A 15588-nucleotide genomic window follows, 5' to 3' on the forward strand; every position below is an offset into this window, starting at 1 on the left:
ATCCAGCCTTGAACCAGCATCCCACCAAGTATAGGGAAAAACCAAACGCGTTTAGGGGAGGCTTTTATGCAGGACGATCCGAAAACCCTCGTTTCTACCGAATGGCTTGCCGCCCATCTCAAGGACCCGGATCTGCGGGTGCTGGACGGGTCGTGGTATCTGCCTCAGCAAGGGCGGGATGCAAAGGCCGAATATGACGCGGCCCACATCCCCGGTGCGAGGTTCTTTGATATTGATGATATCTCGGACCACCGCTCGGACTTGCCGCATATGGCGCCCCCGGTCGAAAAGTTCATGTCCCGCCTGAGGGCGATGGGCGTGGGCGACGGCCATCAGGTTGTCGTCTATGATGGGGCCGGTTTGATGTCTGCCGCCCGCGTCTGGTGGTTGTTCCGGTTGATGGGGCAGGAAAACATCGCCGTTCTGGATGGTGGTCTGCCGAAATGGCAGGCCGAGGGACATGAGATCGAAGATCTGCCGCCGGTGATCCGCGACCGCCACATGACCGTCCGGGTCCAGAACCATCTGGTCCGTGACGTCACGCAGGTGTCCGCCGCCGCCAAGCTGGGAAATCATGACATCATCGACGCGCGCTCTGCGGACCGCTTTGCCGGAACCGGGACAGAACCGCGCGAAGGTCTGCGCCCAGGCCGTATTCCAGGGTCGCGCAATGTGCCCTTCGGCACTTTGCTGAACAAGAATGGCACGATGAAATCCCCCGAGGAATGCCGCGCCATCTTCGAGGCCGCTGGCGTCGACCTATCCAAACCGGCGATCACCTCGTGCGGGTCTGGCGTGACGGCTGCGATCCTCAGCCTTGCGCTTGAGCGCATGGGCAAGAAAGACCACTCGCTTTATGACGGCTCCTGGGCCGAATGGGGTGCCTTCCCGACCCTGCCCGTCGCAACCGGAGAGAACTGATGTTCGAAAACCTCAAACCGCAGCCTGCCGACAAGATTCTGGCGCTGATGCAGGCGTATCGCGAAGACCCGCGCGATCAAAAGATCGACCTGGGAGTTGGTGTTTACAAAAATGCCGAGGGCGTGACCCCGGTGATGCGTGCGGTGAAAGCGGCCGAAAAGCGCATCCTGGAAGAGCAAGAGAGCAAGGCCTACACCGGATTGGCGGGCGACCCGGCTTATGCCGATGCGATGATTGGCCTGATCCTGGGCACCTCGGTTCCACGCGGCAACATCGCTGCCGTGGCGACGCCCGGCGGAACCGGTGCCTGCCGTCAGGCGTTTGAGATGATCCGCATGGCCAACCCATCGGCCCGCGTGTTCGTGTCTAACCCCACTTGGCCGAACCACTTGTCGATCCTGAACTACCTGGGGATGGAGACGGTCCAATACCGGTATTTCGACGGTGAAACCCGTGGCGTAGATTTCGACAGCATGATCGAGGACCTGAAAACCGCGAATGCGGGCGACGTGATCCTGCTGCACGGTTGCTGCCACAACCCGACCGGTGCCAACCTGAACATGGTGCAGTGGCAGGAGGTCGTGAACCTGATCAACGAGCGCGGCCTCGTGGCAATGATCGATATCGCCTATCAGGGCTTTGGCGACGGACTGGAAGAGGATGCGCAGGCAACCCGTTTGGTGGCCTCATCCGTCAAGCGCTGCCTGATCGCGGCCTCATGCTCGAAGAATTTCGGTGTCTACCGCGAGCGGACCGGCCTGTTGATGGCGATCAGTGATGACCCGGCGCAAACAGCCCTTAACCAGTCCACGCTGGCATTCCTCAACCGTCAGAACTACTCGTTCCCGCCGGATCACGGCGCACGGGTGGTGACGACGATCCTGAATGATGAAGCCCTGCGCGCTGACTGGGCGGCTGAGCTGGAAGAGGTGCGCCTGTCCATGCTGGGCTTGCGCCAACAACTGGCAGACGAGCTGCAGGCCCAAAGTGGGTCCGATCGCTTTGGGTTTGTCGCCCAGCACCGCGGCATGTTCTCGCGTCTGGGGGCGGCACCGGAACTGGTCGAAAAGCTGCGCGCGGACCACGGCATCTACATGGTCGGTGACAGCCGGTTGAACATTGCCGGCTTGAACGCGACGACAGTTCCGATTCTGGCCAAGGCGATCATTGACGTCGGTGTCTGATTCAAGCCAATAAATCAGAAAACCCGGGCGCGAACGCCCGGGTTTTTTTGTTTTCGAGTGGCAGGCTCTTAGCCTTTCGAAAACTCTGGATAAGCTTCCATACCCAGTTCTGCCATGTCGAGGCCGTTGATCTCGTCTTCTTCGCTGACGCGGATGCCGACCGTCGCCTTCAGAATTGTCCACAGGATCAACGCGCCAACAAATGTGAACACACCATAAGCTACGATACCGGTCAGCTGTGTGATCAGGTTTGCTTCGCCGTAGAAGATCACGGCGATGGTGCCCCAGATGCCTGCGAACAGGTGAACCGGGATGGCACCGACGACGTCGTCGATCTTGAACTTGTCCAGCATCGGAACCGCGAAGACCACGATGATGCCGCCAACTGCGCCGATCCACAGCGCTCCGAACAGGGTCGGGGCAAGCGGTTCTGCAGTGATCGAGACCAGACCGGCCAGCGCGCCGTTCAGCACCATGGTCAGGTCAGGTTTTTTGTACAGCACCTGCGTCATGATCAGGGCTGCGATAGCACCAGATGCGGCGGCCATGTTGGTGTTGGCGAAGATGCGCGACACGTCGGATACGTCACCTACGGTGCCCATCGCCAGTTGCGATCCGCCGTTGAAACCGAACCAGCCCAGCCACAGGATGAACGTTCCCAGAGTTGCCAGCGCAAGATTGGAACCGGGCATAGGGTGGACTTTGCCGTCTTTATACTTGCCAACACGCGGGCCAAGGATCAGGCAGCCCGCCAGAGCGGCCCAGCCGCCGACCGAATGCACAACTGTCGAACCGGCGAAGTCGGAAAAGCCCATGGCATCCAGCCAGCCGCCGCCCCATTTCCACGACCCCGAGATTGGGTAGAGGATACCAGTCAGCACGATGACGAAGACCAGGAAGGGCCACAGCTTTATGCGCTCGGCCACGGCACCGGACACGATGGACGCGGTTGCCGCCACAAAGACCAGCTGGAAGAAGAAGTCCGAACCGATAGACGCGTAGTCTAACGCCGCGTCTGCGGGCGCAACACCCACGGCATCAAGTACGGTCGGACCGCCAAGGGCAAAGAAACCATTGAAGTCGCCCGGATACATCGTGTTGAAGCCGACCAGCCAGTACATGATCGCGGCAATCGAAAACAGCGCGATGTTCTTGATCATCTGCATGGCAACGTTCTTGGAACGCACCAGACCGCCCTCGAGCATGGCAAATCCTGCTGCCATGAAGAAGACAAGGAAGCCTGCCATCAGGAACAGCAGGGTGGTAAAAATATACTGGGTGTGCAGCGCTGCTTCGCCCTCGGCGGCCTCTTGCGCCAGACCCATCTGCGGCAGCACGACTAGCGCGGCGGCTGGGATGAGAGATTTCATCAGGTTCATTGTCAGTCCTCGAATGCTTTGGAGTGGCGGCGCTTACAGCGCCTCTTCGTTCGTTTCCCCGGTCCGCACGCGCAGCGCCTGCTCGACATCAAGGACGAAAATCTTGCCGTCACCGATCTTGCCGGTCTTGGCGGTTTTGGTGATGGTCTCGACGATTTGGTCGGCCATCGTGGCAGGCACCACGATTTCAAGCTTGATCTTGGGCACGAAATTCACCGCGTATTCGGCCCCACGATAGATTTCGGTGTGGCCCGATTGCGAGCCGAAGCCCTTGATCTCGGTCACCATCATGCCGCGCACGCCGGCTTCGGTCAGTGCCTCGCGCACCTCCTCCAGCTTGAACGGCTTGATTGTCGCAATGATCAGTTTCACGTCTGTCCCCTCTTCCTGTCCGGCGGAACCGGTTTGTTTGCACCTGCAGAAAAAGAGCGTGACTGACTGTCATAAGAAACGGTTCGCACGGCCGAACGCAGGGGAAATTGGGGGTCAGGTGCACAATTTTTGCACAAAAAAGCGCTTCTGCCCGATTTTTGGGCAGGCTATGGAGGTGGCATAGAGGAAATTCATACCTCTACTTCATGTCTAGGGCAGGGTATGGTGCCTCAAAACGATAACCGGGCAGAGTTTGAGCATGACTGAGTCCAAGCGCCGCAAGACATCGCTTGTTGCGGACAAAAGATACCCTTCCAAAGGGCGCAAACCCGCAACCACAAAGCGGACGACAAAGCCCGCCGGCAAAAAGGCGACGGCGCGTAAAACGTCGACGCGCAAAACCGCCCGAAAGAAAACCCGCAAGACGTCCGGTGGTGGCGGCGGCTTCTTTCGCCGCATGTTCCGTTGGATTTGGCGGTTGATTTGGGGTGTGACCTGGCGTGTGGGCGCGGTGGCTGCCATGCTGTTGGCTTTGGCGGTTGGGGTTGTCTACTCCTCTCTGCCTGACGTCGATGCTTTGCTAGACGGTCGGGCGCGCGGGTCGGTGACCCTGTTGGATCGGGACGGCAAGGTCTTTGCCTGGCGTGGGGACCAATTTGGTGGGGTGATCACGGCCGATACTGTCTCGCCGCATCTGAAGAACGCCGTCGTCGCGACCGAGGACAAGCGGTTCTATCGCCATTTCGGCGTCAGCCCGCGCGGTGTCGCAAGCGCTGTGCGCATCAACCTGAGCGAAGGGCGCGGACCGCTGTCGGGGCATGGTGGGTCGACCATCACGCAGCAGACGGCCAAGCTGTTATGTCTGGGTGTGCCATATGAGCCTAGCGAATGGGAATCTGAGGCTGCATATGAATCCGATTGCCGTCAGGGCTCGCTCTGGCGTAAGGCCAAAGAGGCGGTCTATGCGATGGCGATGGAGGTCAAGTATTCCAAGGACGAGATCCTGACCATCTATCTAAACCGGGCCTTCCTGGGCGCGGGTGCACGCGGGTTCGAGGCCGCAAGCCAACGCTATTTCGGGATTTCGGCGGCTGAGGTCAGCCCGTCGCAGGCTGCTATGCTGGCTGGTCTGCTGGTGGCACCTACGCGCTATGCACCGACGAATAACCTTCAACGTTCGCAGGATCGGGCGCGGCTGGTGGTTGGCCTGATGGAGGTGCAAGGATATCTGACCTCGGCACAAGCAAGCAGTGCGCGCAGCAACCCCGCGCAACTGTCCGAAGCCGCGGCTGCGCGGGCGGGGGGCTATTTCGCCGATTGGGTGATGGCCAGCGGGCCCGAGTTCTTTACACGCAACACGACCGAAGATGTGGTGATCCGCACCACGCTGGATCAACGTATCCAAAAATCAGCCGAAGAGGCGTTGCAGTTCATCTTTCAGGAGAAGGTCCGCGAAGGATCAAAGGCGCAGGCCGCGATCGTGGTGATGTCGGCGGACGGGGCTGTGCGCGGCATGGTTGGCGGGCGCAAGACCCGCGTGTCCGGTGCATTCAACCGCGCCACGCAGGCGCTGCGGCAAACGGGGTCTTCCTTCAAACCCTTCGTTTATGCTACCGCGCTTGAGCTTGGCTATTCGCCATTGGATACGGTGGTGGATGAGCCGTACTGCGTGAACATTCCGGGCTCTGGCCAATGGTGTCCCAAGAACTACACCAACAAGTTTTACGGGCGCGTCACACTGGCAGATGCATTGAAAAACTCGCTGAACATCCCGGCGGTCAGAGTGGCCGAGATTTCAGGGTTGGACAATGTCCGCACGGTGGCCAGCGAGTTCGGGATTGATAGCGATCTGGCGCAGGGCCCCGCATTGGCGCTGGGCGCGTCGGAAAGCACGCTGATCGAGATGACGGGGGCTTACGCCGGCATCCTGAACGGTGGCTCGGCGGTGGAACCCTATGGGCTGACCGAATTGAAGCTGTTGGGCGATCAAACCCCGGTCATGGTGACGACAACCGGCATTGGTGAGCGGGTCATCAACGACAAAGCCGCCAAACAACTAACCTGGATGATGGAGCGTGTTGTGTCTGAGGGAACCGGTGCGCGCGCACAATTGCCTGGTTGGCAGGTGGCGGGTAAAACCGGCACGACGCAGGCTGCGCGGGATGCGTGGTTCATCGGGTTCACGGCCGATTACGTAACGGGCATCTGGATGGGCTATGACGACAACACCCCATTATCCGGTGTTACCGGAGGCGGGTTGCCGGCTGAAATCTGGAAAGAAACCATGCTGCGCGTGACCGAAGGCATGACACCGACACCGTTGCCGATGCTGGCCCCGGACCCACCGGTCAGAACAGCGCAACCGCAGCAGCAGCGCCGTAAGAATCAAACCGGGTTGGACCGGGCCATCAACAACCTGCTGAACAACATCTTCGGCGGAAACTAAAAAAGGCGGTGCGCTGGGCACCGCCTTTTGAATTGAATGTGGGTCTGATCAGAGGCTGTCGTCAAGGGCGGCCAAAATCGCATCACCCATTTCCGTGGTCGAAACCGGCGTGACGCCTTCATCTGCCAGCAGGTCGCCTGTGCGAACACCGTCGGCCAGAACCTTCTCGATCGCGGCTTCAAGACGATCTGCTTCTTCAAGCTGATCAAAGCTGTAGCGCAGCGCCATGGCAAAGCTGAGGATACAGGCGATCGGGTTGGCTTTGCCCTGACCGGTGATATCCGGGGCCGAACCATGGACCGGTTCGTACATCGCCTTGGGGCGGCCATTCGCCATAGGAGCACCCAACGAGGCCGACGGCAGCATTCCCAGCGAGCCGGTCAGCATCGCGGCACAGTCCGACAGGATGTCGCCGAACAGGTTGTCCGTCAGGATGACGTCGAACTGCTTGGGCGCGCGCACCAACTGCATCGCGCCATTGTCGGCATACATATGGCTCAACTCGACCTCGGGGTAGTCCTTGGCCACACGGTTCACAACTTCGCGCCACAGGATGCCCGATTCCATGACATTGGCCTTCTCCATCGAGCAGACCTTTTTGTTCCGGCGCATTGCCAGCTCAAAGGCTGAGCGCGCGGCGCGTTCGATCTCAGATTCGGTATAGCGCTGGGTGTTGATGCCCACACGCTCATTACCTTCTTCAAAGATGCCGCGCGGCTCGCCGAAATAGACGCCCGAGGTCAGCTCGCGCACGATCATGATATCGAGGCCGGCAACGATGTCTTTCTTCAGCGACGAGAAATCGGCCAACGCGTCAAAGCACTGTGCCGGGCGCAGGTTCGAGTACAGGTCCATCTCTTTGCGCAGGCGCAGCAAGCCGCGCTCGGGCTTGAGGCTGAAATCCAGATCGTCGTATTTCGGGCCGCCAACAGCACCCAGCAGAACCGCGTCAACATCTTGCGCTTTGGCCATCGTCTCGTCCGACAGGGGCTTGCCATGCGCATCATACGCGGCACCGCCGACCAGATCCTCGCTCACGTCGAATTCCAAGCCGCGTTTCGCACCGAACCAGTCGATGACTCTGCGCACTTCGGCCATGACTTCGGGGCCAATTCCGTCTCCGGGCAGGATGAGGAGCGAGGGGTTGGACATGAAGGATCTCCTTGCGTTTTACAGCACAGGCCCTAGCGCCTGCACGGCATCGGGTCAATGAGACGATCCCGTCTGACGGCAAGGAAAATACAGGTTTGTTTCCGTTAGCGTCTGAAAATTGCGTCAGGCCTGCTTTGCAGGCCAGAACAAGGCGCACGCGGCCGTATCAGCGCGGTAATTTCAGGTCGACCCAGATCAGCCGGTGACGACTGGCAGTTTCCGCAGTTTTGCGTTCATAGGTGCCTGCGGCAGGCCAGTGCACACCTGAATCTGCCACCTGCCAATGCGCGGACGGCAGGACATAATCAACCCGCATCGCGCCAACCGCTTTCCAGACCACTGTCGTCAACTCACCTGAGGGACTTTCAGGTGAAGGGTCCTGAACGCGCGGGTCATTCAAAAGGTTTCGGATCGCTTCTTTTCGCCCATCGCCCCGTTCTGGGTCCAGATTAACATCCCCGGCGATGACAAACGGGCCACTGGGTGCGCGCCCGACATCCCCGTCCAACACTGCAGACCAGAGGCGAATCTCATCCCGGTTTCGCAGACCGTTGCGATCCTCGGGTCCGTCGAACACAGGGGGTGAGGCATGAAAGGTCATCAAATCCAGCGGCCCCCGGGGAGTTTCGATGGGCACAACCCAATGAGCTACCGAAGACAGTCGCTGAACGTTTTGGGCCTGTTCTGATGGGAAGGGCGCCGTGCCGTGGTGGGGAAGTTCAGCGCCGGGAAGGTCCCGCCATAACAAATCTGAATGGTCCTGAACCTGATCCAAAGCGATAGGATAACGGGACATTACAGCCAGGCCACCCTGACCGGTGAACCGCCCCCAGCCCTGTGCGTCGCCGGGGCCACTGGTGCGGCCGTCTCCGTCCATATCCAGATTCGTTTCCAGACCGGAATTTGGCTGACCTGCGAACGTGTAGGGATAGTCTAAACCGGCTTCGCGTAACCGACTTGCCAGGGCTGCAAGCGCCTGCCCCTCAAAATCCCAGTCGATACCCTGCAGCGCAATGATATCGGGACGAGTTTGCGCCAAAACCCCGATGACTGCCGTAACCTGATCATCTCCGCGGCGAATATCCCGCAGCAGCAACCCCGGTCCATCGCGGCTGAGTTCTGTGTTGTAGGTGGCAATACGGATCGTCTCTGCCTGCGCCACAACGGGCAACAGCAGCAGGATCAAGATGCGGATCATGCGGTCTGCGTAGACTCGGCTGTGGAATAGGCGCGCCGTTTTTCGACGATCAGATTGGCAATGCGCAGGGTCGCCATGCCACGCATGATCATGCTGGCCGGTAGGAAGGCCCAAGCGCTGAGCGTCCAGATCAGGGTCTGAGGATCGCTCAGAGAGATCGGATCGGCATAGTCAGTCAGCAGTTTGATCAGCGCCGGGATCAGGAACGGCAGCAGAATACCGATGCAAATGTTCAGCCGTCCGTCACGCTGCAGGCGGGTGACCACGTCACCGCCTTTGGTGGGGTCGAACAACGGAAGATTGGTCCAGACATTGAAGGCACCGTTTCCTGTCGGCCAGCCGCGCACTTTCACCGCGTAGGCAAAGCTGGCGATCGTCACCAAAGCAGCGACATACGCGACGCTGGCAGAAATACGGACAAGTTCGATCAGGGGTGCACTCGCGTCAGCCGGCAGCATCAGAATGATCAACCTTACCGGCGAATAGGGGAAGTCGACCACATTCGCGACGCCCAGGCCAAAGGAATAGAAGGTCGTCGTCAGGCCGGTCGGCGTGTACGCGTTCTTGCAGATCAACGTCAGGAACGTGATCATCGACATCAGTCCGACAAAGCGCAAACGGTTCACAGGTGGCGCATCGCGGAATTCGATAAAGCTGGGAAAGGCAGAGTTGTATTCAGCGAACGTCAGAAAAAACGCGAGAATGGCGAGAAAGACGACTATCTCGGTCCCATTCGTAGACGTTACAGGCAGGTACAACGCGGGTGTCAGCACCATAAGTGCGACCAATAATCCCCGAATCGCCGCCCCTGTTGTGCGCGCAATCACTATCCAAACCCTTTCAAAACGGATTGACCGTTTCTTTTTCTTTGGCGGCTTCGTCCCATCTTGGGTCCGGCGTATTTATTGCCAGAGACCTCCATTATCGCCAACATTGACGATCAGCGACAATCCGCTCAAGCCAAGGTGCAGAAAACATGTGATTTTGGGCAAAATGATGGCAAAACTGGTGCGCCGTTGCATCATTTTCGTCGCAAATTCGGCGTGTATCAGAGGGGGCGCACCACATGTTGTGGTTGCTGGGCTGATAACCCCAAGAACGCGAAAGGGGTCGCCTATGCGACCCCGATAGGTTGAGTATCGACAGATTCGTTCTTGGAATCACACCCAGGGGCGGGCCTGACTTGCGTGATCCTCGAATTTGTCGATGTGGTGATCTTTCTCCATCGTCAGGCCGATATCGTCCAAACCATTCAGCAGGCAATGCTTGCGATGTGGGTCGACACTGAACTCGATCACAACGCCATCCGAGGTGGTGATCTGCTGATCCTCCAGATGCACGGTCATGCGGGCGTTTTCGCCCTTATGTGCGTCATCCATCAGAATGGCGTGATGTTCCTCTTCCACCACGATGGGCAGGATGCCGTTCTTGAAGCAGTTGTTGAAGAAGATGTCGGCAAAGCTGGTCGAGATCACAACCTTGATGCCGAAATCCTTGATCGCCCAGGGCGCGTGTTCGCGCGACGAGCCGCAGCCGAAATTGTCACCGGCAACCAGAATCTCTGTCTGACGATAGGCGGGTTTGTTCAGCACGAAGTCTTCGTTTTCGCCACCATGTTGATGGTATCGCATCTCATCAAACAGCACGACACCAAGGCCGGACCGTTTGATGGTTTTCAGGTGCACTTTCGGGATGATCATATCGGTGTCGATATTGATCAGCGGCATTGGGGCGGCCACCCCGTGGACTTTGTCAAACTTTTCCATGTCTACACTCCTGCAGGAGAGGGCCGCGCCCGTATCCCGCGTTTAAGCTTCTTTCGCTTCTGTTGTTGCGTCGTTGGGTGCGTTCCGGATGAAGAACGCCATGAAGACCAATCCGAACCCGTTGAACAGCATCTCAATGCCCAGGAAGATACCCAAAATGCTCAGCAGCACCTGAGGATCGCTTCCCACATATGTCCAGATGATGCCCGCGAGGACGATCGACAAGACGCCCGAGATCATCGTGGGCCAGAAAAACTGTGTTCCCTTCATCTGGAACGACAGAATGACCCGCGCGATGCCGCCTGCCATGAACAGGATCAGCATCACGGTTGCCAGTGTCAGGGTTCCCTGCAGCGGGTGATCCAGAAAGGACCAGCCCAGAAACAGCATCACCGCACCCATGATGAGTGACAGAATTTTGTTGCCGGTACCTTCAACCGTAAAGCCGCCAACAACTTGCAGCGCGCCCGAGACCAGCAGCAACACACCGGTTACCACCGTCACGGCGACAGACGCCACAACTGGCGCGCCCAGTACAAAGATACCGAACGCTATGGACAGAAGCCCCAGCAGGAGCCATTTGACCCAGTCACTCATGTTTTCAATCCCTCGAATATCTAGATGTGATGGGACCTTACATCAATTCACGTACGTCTGTCAGCCGTCCTGTGATTGCCGCTGCGGCAGCCATTGCAGGGCTCAGCAAATGGGTGCGTCCGCCCCGGCCCTGACGGCCTTCGAAGTTGCGGTTCGAGGTCGCTGCACAGCGTTCGCCCGGCTGCAGTTGGTCAGGGTTCATCGCCAGACACATCGAACATCCGGCCAGACGCCATTCGAAACCGGCATCCTTGAAAATCTCGGCCAGACCTTCTTCTTCGGCCTGCGCCCGAACCAGACCCGAACCTGGCACGACCATGGCACGCATGCCGTCCTTGACCTTTTTGCCCTTCAGGATCTCGGCCGCGGCGCGCAGGTCTTCGATGCGGCCATTGGTGCAGGATCCGATGAAAACGGTGTCGATCTCGACATCGCTCAGCTTTTGACCAGCTTCCAGACCCATGTACTCGATCGAGCGGCGGGCTGCGTCGACCTTGCCACCTTCGAAATCTTCGGGGTTCGGTACAGTTGCGGTGATCGGCAGTACGTCCTCGGGGCTGGTGCCCCAGGTCACGACAGGTGCGATATCTTCGCCGCGCAGGGTTATGACCTTGTCGAAATGCGCGTCATCGTCGGTAAACAGCGTTTTCCACCATGTCAGAGCAGCTTCCCACTGGGCACCTTTCGGCGCGTGGGGGCGACCTTTGACATATTCATAGGTGGTCTCGTCCGGCGCGATCAGGCCTGCACGTGCACCGCCTTCGATCGCCATGTTGCAGACGGTCATGCGGCCTTCCATCGACAGATCGCGGATCGCTTCGCCGCAATATTCGATAACATAGCCGGTTCCGCCGGCAGTACCGGTCTCACCGATCACAGCCAGAGTGATGTCCTTGGCGGTCACACCCGGCTGCAGCTTGCCGGTGATTTCCACCTTCATGTTCTTGGATTTCTTCTGGATCAGGGTTTGCGTGGCCAGAACATGTTCAACCTCGGACGTGCCGATGCCGTGGGCCAAAGCACCAAACGCGCCGTGAGTGGCCGTGTGGCTGTCGCCACATACAACGGTCATGCCAGGCAGGGTCCAGCCCTGTTCGGGGCCGACGATGTGCACGATGCCCTGACGAACGTCATTCACCGGGTAATAGTGAATGCCGAAATCCTTCGCGTTCTTGTCCAGCGCTTCGACCTGAATGCGTGATTCGGGGTTTTCGATCCCGTTCACCCGATCCGCAGTGGTCGGAACGTTGTGGTCCGGCACGGCGATGGTCTTTTCCGGCGCGCGTACTGGACGACCCGCCATGCGAAGCCCTTCAAAGGCTTGCGGGCTGGTGACTTCGTGCACCAGATGGCGGTCGATATAAAGCAGGCAGGTTCCATCATCGGCTTCGTGCGCGACATGGGCATCCCAGATCTTGTCATAGAGTGTTTTGGGGGACATCGGTCCTCTCCCGTATGTAATGAGAAATGGCTGGCGAGTGGCTGGGCGCCGCTTATAGGCGGGCCAGAACCGTGCGGGCGGCCCCAAAGAACCGTTCACGCAGGCGCGTGCGGTCTTGCAGTGTCGGAGCAGGGGCCAAAAAGACTCTCATGCGCCTCAGATATATCGCGTGTGCCCGTCAATCAAGGTTCAATCCGGCCTCGGGCTTGCATCACCCCGAGTTGCTGTCCAAGCTGCGTGTCAGGAGACCTGTATGAACCAAGACCTGATCCCCAGCTCGCTGTCGGAACTCTATGAAAACATGGTCGCGGGGTTTTCCGTGCAGTTCGGCAAACTTGTCGATCTGATCGTCACGCCGGGTTGGCGGCGGCACCAGTTGATCATCATTCTCGCTCTGTGGGCTTTGGCATATGTGCTCAAGCTGGTCACGCAAAACCGGTGGGAAACCTGGGCACGTGCCCGCACTGGTTGGCCCAAATGGCGGCTGCGCACTCTGGTTCAGCTGATGCAGCGCCTGACGCTGGTCTATTTCGTTTTGTTGTCCTGGACGCTTTACCTGATCATGCAGAATGTGACCTGGCCGTCGCACAGTTACATTATCGGCGTGATCGCGACATTGGCCGCCGCATGGCTGGCGATTGCGCTGGTGGCCCGACTGGTGCGTAACCGCACGCTGCGGCGGATCTTCAAATGGGCAATGTGGGTCTATGCAACGCTGGTTGCGCTGAATTTGACCGATGACGTGGCCGAGTTTCTGGACGGCGTAGCGATCTCCATCGGTGATTTGCACATCTCGGCACTGGGGATTCTCAAGGCCGCTTTGCTGATCGGCGTGCTGCTGACGTTGGCCCGCATCGGGACCCGCACGGCCGAGCGGGGATTGCAGAGGAACGACGACATCACGCCTTCGATGCAGGTTCTGTTGGCAAAGGGCATTCAAGTTCTGCTGTACGGAGCTGTCTTTATGGCGGCCATCCGCACGCTTGGGTTTGATCTGACAGGTATCGCGCTTTTGTCAGGTGCGATCGGCGTGGGCATCGGGTTTGGCCTGCAAAAAGTGGTGTCAAACCTGATCTCGGGGATCATCATCCTGATGGACCGCTCGATCAAACCGGGCGACGTGATCTCGTTGGGTGACACATTCGGATGGATCAACGCGCTGGGCGCGCGGTATGTATCGGTGGTCACGCGGGATGGGCGTGAATACCTGATCCCGAACGAAGACTTGATCACCAATCAGGTGGTGAACTGGTCGCATTCGGACCGTTATGTGCGTCTGGATCTGGACTTTGGCACCAGTTACGACGACGACCCGCATCAGGTGCGCGCCACGGCGATCCGGTCGGTCAAAACAGTGAAACGTGTTCTCAGCGGGGGGGCGCATGAGCCGGTCTGCCATATCACCGGGTTCGGAGACAGCAGCGTGGATTACGTGCTGCGGTTCTGGATCAGTGATCCGACCAAGGGGCTGACCAACATTCGTGGTAATGTTTACCTCGCCCTCTGGGACGCCTTCAAGGCCGAGGGGATATCGATTCCCTTCCCTCAGCGCGAGGTTCGGTTGCTGTCGGACGGCGCAGAGCAGCAACAGATCGCCAAAGAGTGAGCGCCTGTGCGGCCCCTAAAGCGCCCGTTCATTGAAATGTTGCATTCCCCTTGTTACCTTATTAGTACCCCTGCGCCGGGGTTTGGCGGCGCGCAACAAAGGAGGACTATGTCCTGTCTCTACATACACAGGCGGGTTTGCCCGCCGATGATGGGGCCAATGTAATGGCCCACTCTCAGTCAATCAGCGACAAGCTGCTTGAACGTATCCTTTCCTCACTTTCCGATGATAAGGCCGAAGACGTCGTGCAGATCAACCTGCAAGGCAAATCGTCGGTTGCGGATCACATGGTGATTGCTTCGGGTCGTTCGACCCGTCAGGTCTCAGCTATGGCGGAAAAGCTGACGGATCGCATCAAGCAGGAATTCGGTTTCACCTCGAAGGTCGAAGGCAAAGATGCCGGCGACTGGGTGCTGATCGATACGGGCGACGTGATCGTCCATATCTTCCGCCCCGAAGTGCGTGAATTCTATCAGCTGGAAAAGATGTGGCTGCCTCAGGGCGGCAGCGCCTCGGCCAACTGAGGCGCCATCCCGGCCTGCATTAACAGGCCGGAGGCGAGAGAAATATGCGTATAAGCATTTGTGCGGTCGGGCGATTGCGTGCCGGACCGGAAAAGTCCCTGCTTGACGATTATCTGACCCGATTTGACCGGACCGGCCGTAGCCTGGGCCTTGGTCCTGCACAGGTGGTCGAGGTCGAAGACAAGAAAAACGCAGGCATGGGGGCCGAGGCCGCGTTGCTGCGCAAAGCCCTGCCCAAGGGTGCGGTGATCTGCACACTGGACGAACGCGGGCGGGTGATGTCCTCGCCTGATTTTGCCAAGAAACTGGGTGGCTGGCGCGATGCCGGGCGGCAGGATCTGGCATTGATCATTGGCGGTGCGGACGGAATAGACCCTGATCTGCGGGCCGAGGCCGATTTTTCCATCTCATTCGGGTCGATGGTCTGGCCCCATAAGCTGGTCCGTGTGATGCTGGCCGAGCAACTTTACCGGGCCGCGACCATCCTGTCGGGCGGTCCCTATCACCGGGTCTGACATGGCGCAGCTTTTGATCGTCTACCATTCGCGCACCGGCGGAGCCCGTCAAATGGCCCAAGCCGCCGCGGCAGGAGCGCGGAACGAAGCGGAAACGGTTCTGAAAACTGCAGATCAGGCGACCCCTGAGGATTTGCTGGCCGCGGATGGGTATATTTTCTGCGCGCCCGAGAATCTGGCGGCGATTTCCGGTCTGATGAAAGAGTTCTTTGATCGCTGTTACTACCCTGTTCTGGGCAAGATCGAAGGACGGCCCTATGCCCAGATGATCTGTGCCGGGTCTGATGGCGAGAATGCGGCCCGCCAAACCGCGCGGATTGCCACTGGTTGGCGCTTGAAAGAGGTTCAGTCGCCGCTGATCATCTGTACCCATGCGCAGACGCCCGAGGCTATACTTGCAGAAAAGACGATCCCGCAAAACCAACTGGATGAGTGCCGTGATATTGGGGCTGCGTTGGGTGCGGGTCTGGCACTGGGTGTGTTCTGA

At 58.9% G+C, this 15588-nt stretch carries 15 protein-coding genes; 7 read left to right on the top strand and 8 right to left on the bottom strand.

The window, feature by feature from the left end:
- Nucleotides 1–66: 66 nt before the first annotated feature.
- Both sseA and AC2FIB_RS18260 read left to right on the top strand, forming a co-directional pair.
- Nucleotides 67–921, top strand: coding sequence for a 3-mercaptopyruvate sulfurtransferase (gene sseA / locus AC2FIB_RS18255; protein WP_496736970.1), 855 nt, complete (start codon nucleotides 67–69; stop codon nucleotides 919–921).
- Nucleotides 921–2105 (top strand): amino acid aminotransferase, encoded by a 1185-nt coding sequence (locus AC2FIB_RS18260; RefSeq protein WP_496736968.1) that lies wholly within the window; start codon nucleotides 921–923, stop codon nucleotides 2103–2105. Before sseA ends, AC2FIB_RS18260 begins: the two co-directional genes overlap by 1 nt.
- A gap of 68 nt (nucleotides 2106–2173) precedes the next feature.
- Here the strand turns inward: AC2FIB_RS18260 and AC2FIB_RS18265 are convergent, their stop codons facing one another.
- Together AC2FIB_RS18265 and AC2FIB_RS18270 are read right to left on the bottom strand one after the other, a co-directional pair.
- Complete coding sequence (locus AC2FIB_RS18265; RefSeq protein WP_496736966.1) at nucleotides 2174–3484, bottom strand: ammonium transporter; 1311 nt, start codon at nucleotides 3482–3484, stop codon at nucleotides 2174–2176.
- Between the two features lie 33 nt (nucleotides 3485–3517).
- Nucleotides 3518–3856: a P-II family nitrogen regulator gene (locus AC2FIB_RS18270; RefSeq protein ID WP_058273036.1), complete on the bottom strand. Its 339-nt coding sequence runs from the start codon at nucleotides 3854–3856 to the stop codon at nucleotides 3518–3520.
- Nucleotides 3857–4115: 259 nt separating this feature from the next.
- Here AC2FIB_RS18270 and AC2FIB_RS18275 point away from each other — a divergent pair, with 259 nt between their 5' ends.
- Complete coding sequence (locus AC2FIB_RS18275; RefSeq protein ID WP_496736964.1) at nucleotides 4116–6302, top strand: transglycosylase domain-containing protein; 2187 nt, start codon at nucleotides 4116–4118, stop codon at nucleotides 6300–6302.
- 48 nt (nucleotides 6303–6350) lie between these two features.
- Here AC2FIB_RS18275 and leuB read toward each other — a convergent pair whose 3' ends face one another.
- From leuB to leuC, 6 genes are all read right to left on the bottom strand, one after another.
- Complete coding sequence (leuB, locus tag AC2FIB_RS18280; protein ID WP_496736962.1) at nucleotides 6351–7454, bottom strand: 3-isopropylmalate dehydrogenase; 1104 nt, start codon at nucleotides 7452–7454, stop codon at nucleotides 6351–6353.
- Nucleotides 7455–7620: 166 nt separating this feature from the next.
- The gene (locus AC2FIB_RS18285) at nucleotides 7621–8652 is read right to left on the bottom strand and encodes an endonuclease/exonuclease/phosphatase family protein (RefSeq protein ID WP_496736960.1); all 1032 of its coding nucleotides are present in this window, start codon (nucleotides 8650–8652) and stop codon (nucleotides 7621–7623) included.
- Nucleotides 8649–9479 (bottom strand): hypothetical protein, encoded by an 831-nt coding sequence (locus AC2FIB_RS18290; RefSeq protein WP_496736959.1) that lies wholly within the window; start codon nucleotides 9477–9479, stop codon nucleotides 8649–8651. The genes AC2FIB_RS18285 and AC2FIB_RS18290 overlap by 4 nt, the downstream gene beginning before the upstream one ends.
- Nucleotides 9480–9812: 333 nt before the next feature.
- Complete coding sequence (gene leuD, locus AC2FIB_RS18295) at nucleotides 9813–10418, bottom strand: 3-isopropylmalate dehydratase small subunit (RefSeq protein WP_496736957.1); 606 nt, start codon at nucleotides 10416–10418, stop codon at nucleotides 9813–9815.
- A 42-nt stretch (nucleotides 10419–10460) separates the two neighbouring features.
- Nucleotides 10461–11015: an HdeD family acid-resistance protein gene (locus AC2FIB_RS18300; RefSeq protein ID WP_496736955.1), complete on the bottom strand. Its 555-nt coding sequence runs from the start codon at nucleotides 11013–11015 to the stop codon at nucleotides 10461–10463.
- Between the two features lie 37 nt (nucleotides 11016–11052).
- Nucleotides 11053–12456 (bottom strand): 3-isopropylmalate dehydratase large subunit, encoded by a 1404-nt coding sequence (leuC, locus tag AC2FIB_RS18305; protein WP_058276552.1) that lies wholly within the window; start codon nucleotides 12454–12456, stop codon nucleotides 11053–11055.
- A 253-nt stretch (nucleotides 12457–12709) separates the two neighbouring features.
- Between leuC and AC2FIB_RS18310 the strand changes: the two genes are divergently transcribed.
- From AC2FIB_RS18310 to AC2FIB_RS18325, 4 genes are all read left to right on the top strand, one after another.
- Nucleotides 12710–14062, top strand: a complete 1353-nt coding sequence (locus tag AC2FIB_RS18310) for a mechanosensitive ion channel family protein (RefSeq protein ID WP_496736953.1) — start codon at nucleotides 12710–12712, stop codon at nucleotides 14060–14062.
- Nucleotides 14063–14226: 164 nt separating this feature from the next.
- Nucleotides 14227–14586, top strand: a complete 360-nt coding sequence (gene rsfS / locus AC2FIB_RS18315; RefSeq protein ID WP_058276550.1) for a ribosome silencing factor — start codon at nucleotides 14227–14229, stop codon at nucleotides 14584–14586.
- A 44-nt stretch (nucleotides 14587–14630) separates the two neighbouring features.
- The gene (gene rlmH, locus AC2FIB_RS18320; protein WP_496736952.1) at nucleotides 14631–15101 is read left to right on the top strand and encodes a 23S rRNA (pseudouridine(1915)-N(3))-methyltransferase RlmH; all 471 of its coding nucleotides are present in this window, start codon (nucleotides 14631–14633) and stop codon (nucleotides 15099–15101) included.
- 1 nt (nucleotide 15102) lies between these two features.
- The gene (locus tag AC2FIB_RS18325) at nucleotides 15103–15588 is read left to right on the top strand and encodes a flavodoxin family protein (RefSeq protein ID WP_496736950.1); all 486 of its coding nucleotides are present in this window, start codon (nucleotides 15103–15105) and stop codon (nucleotides 15586–15588) included.

The sequence above is a fragment of the Ruegeria sp. YTSA072 genome (genome assembly GCF_059610285.1).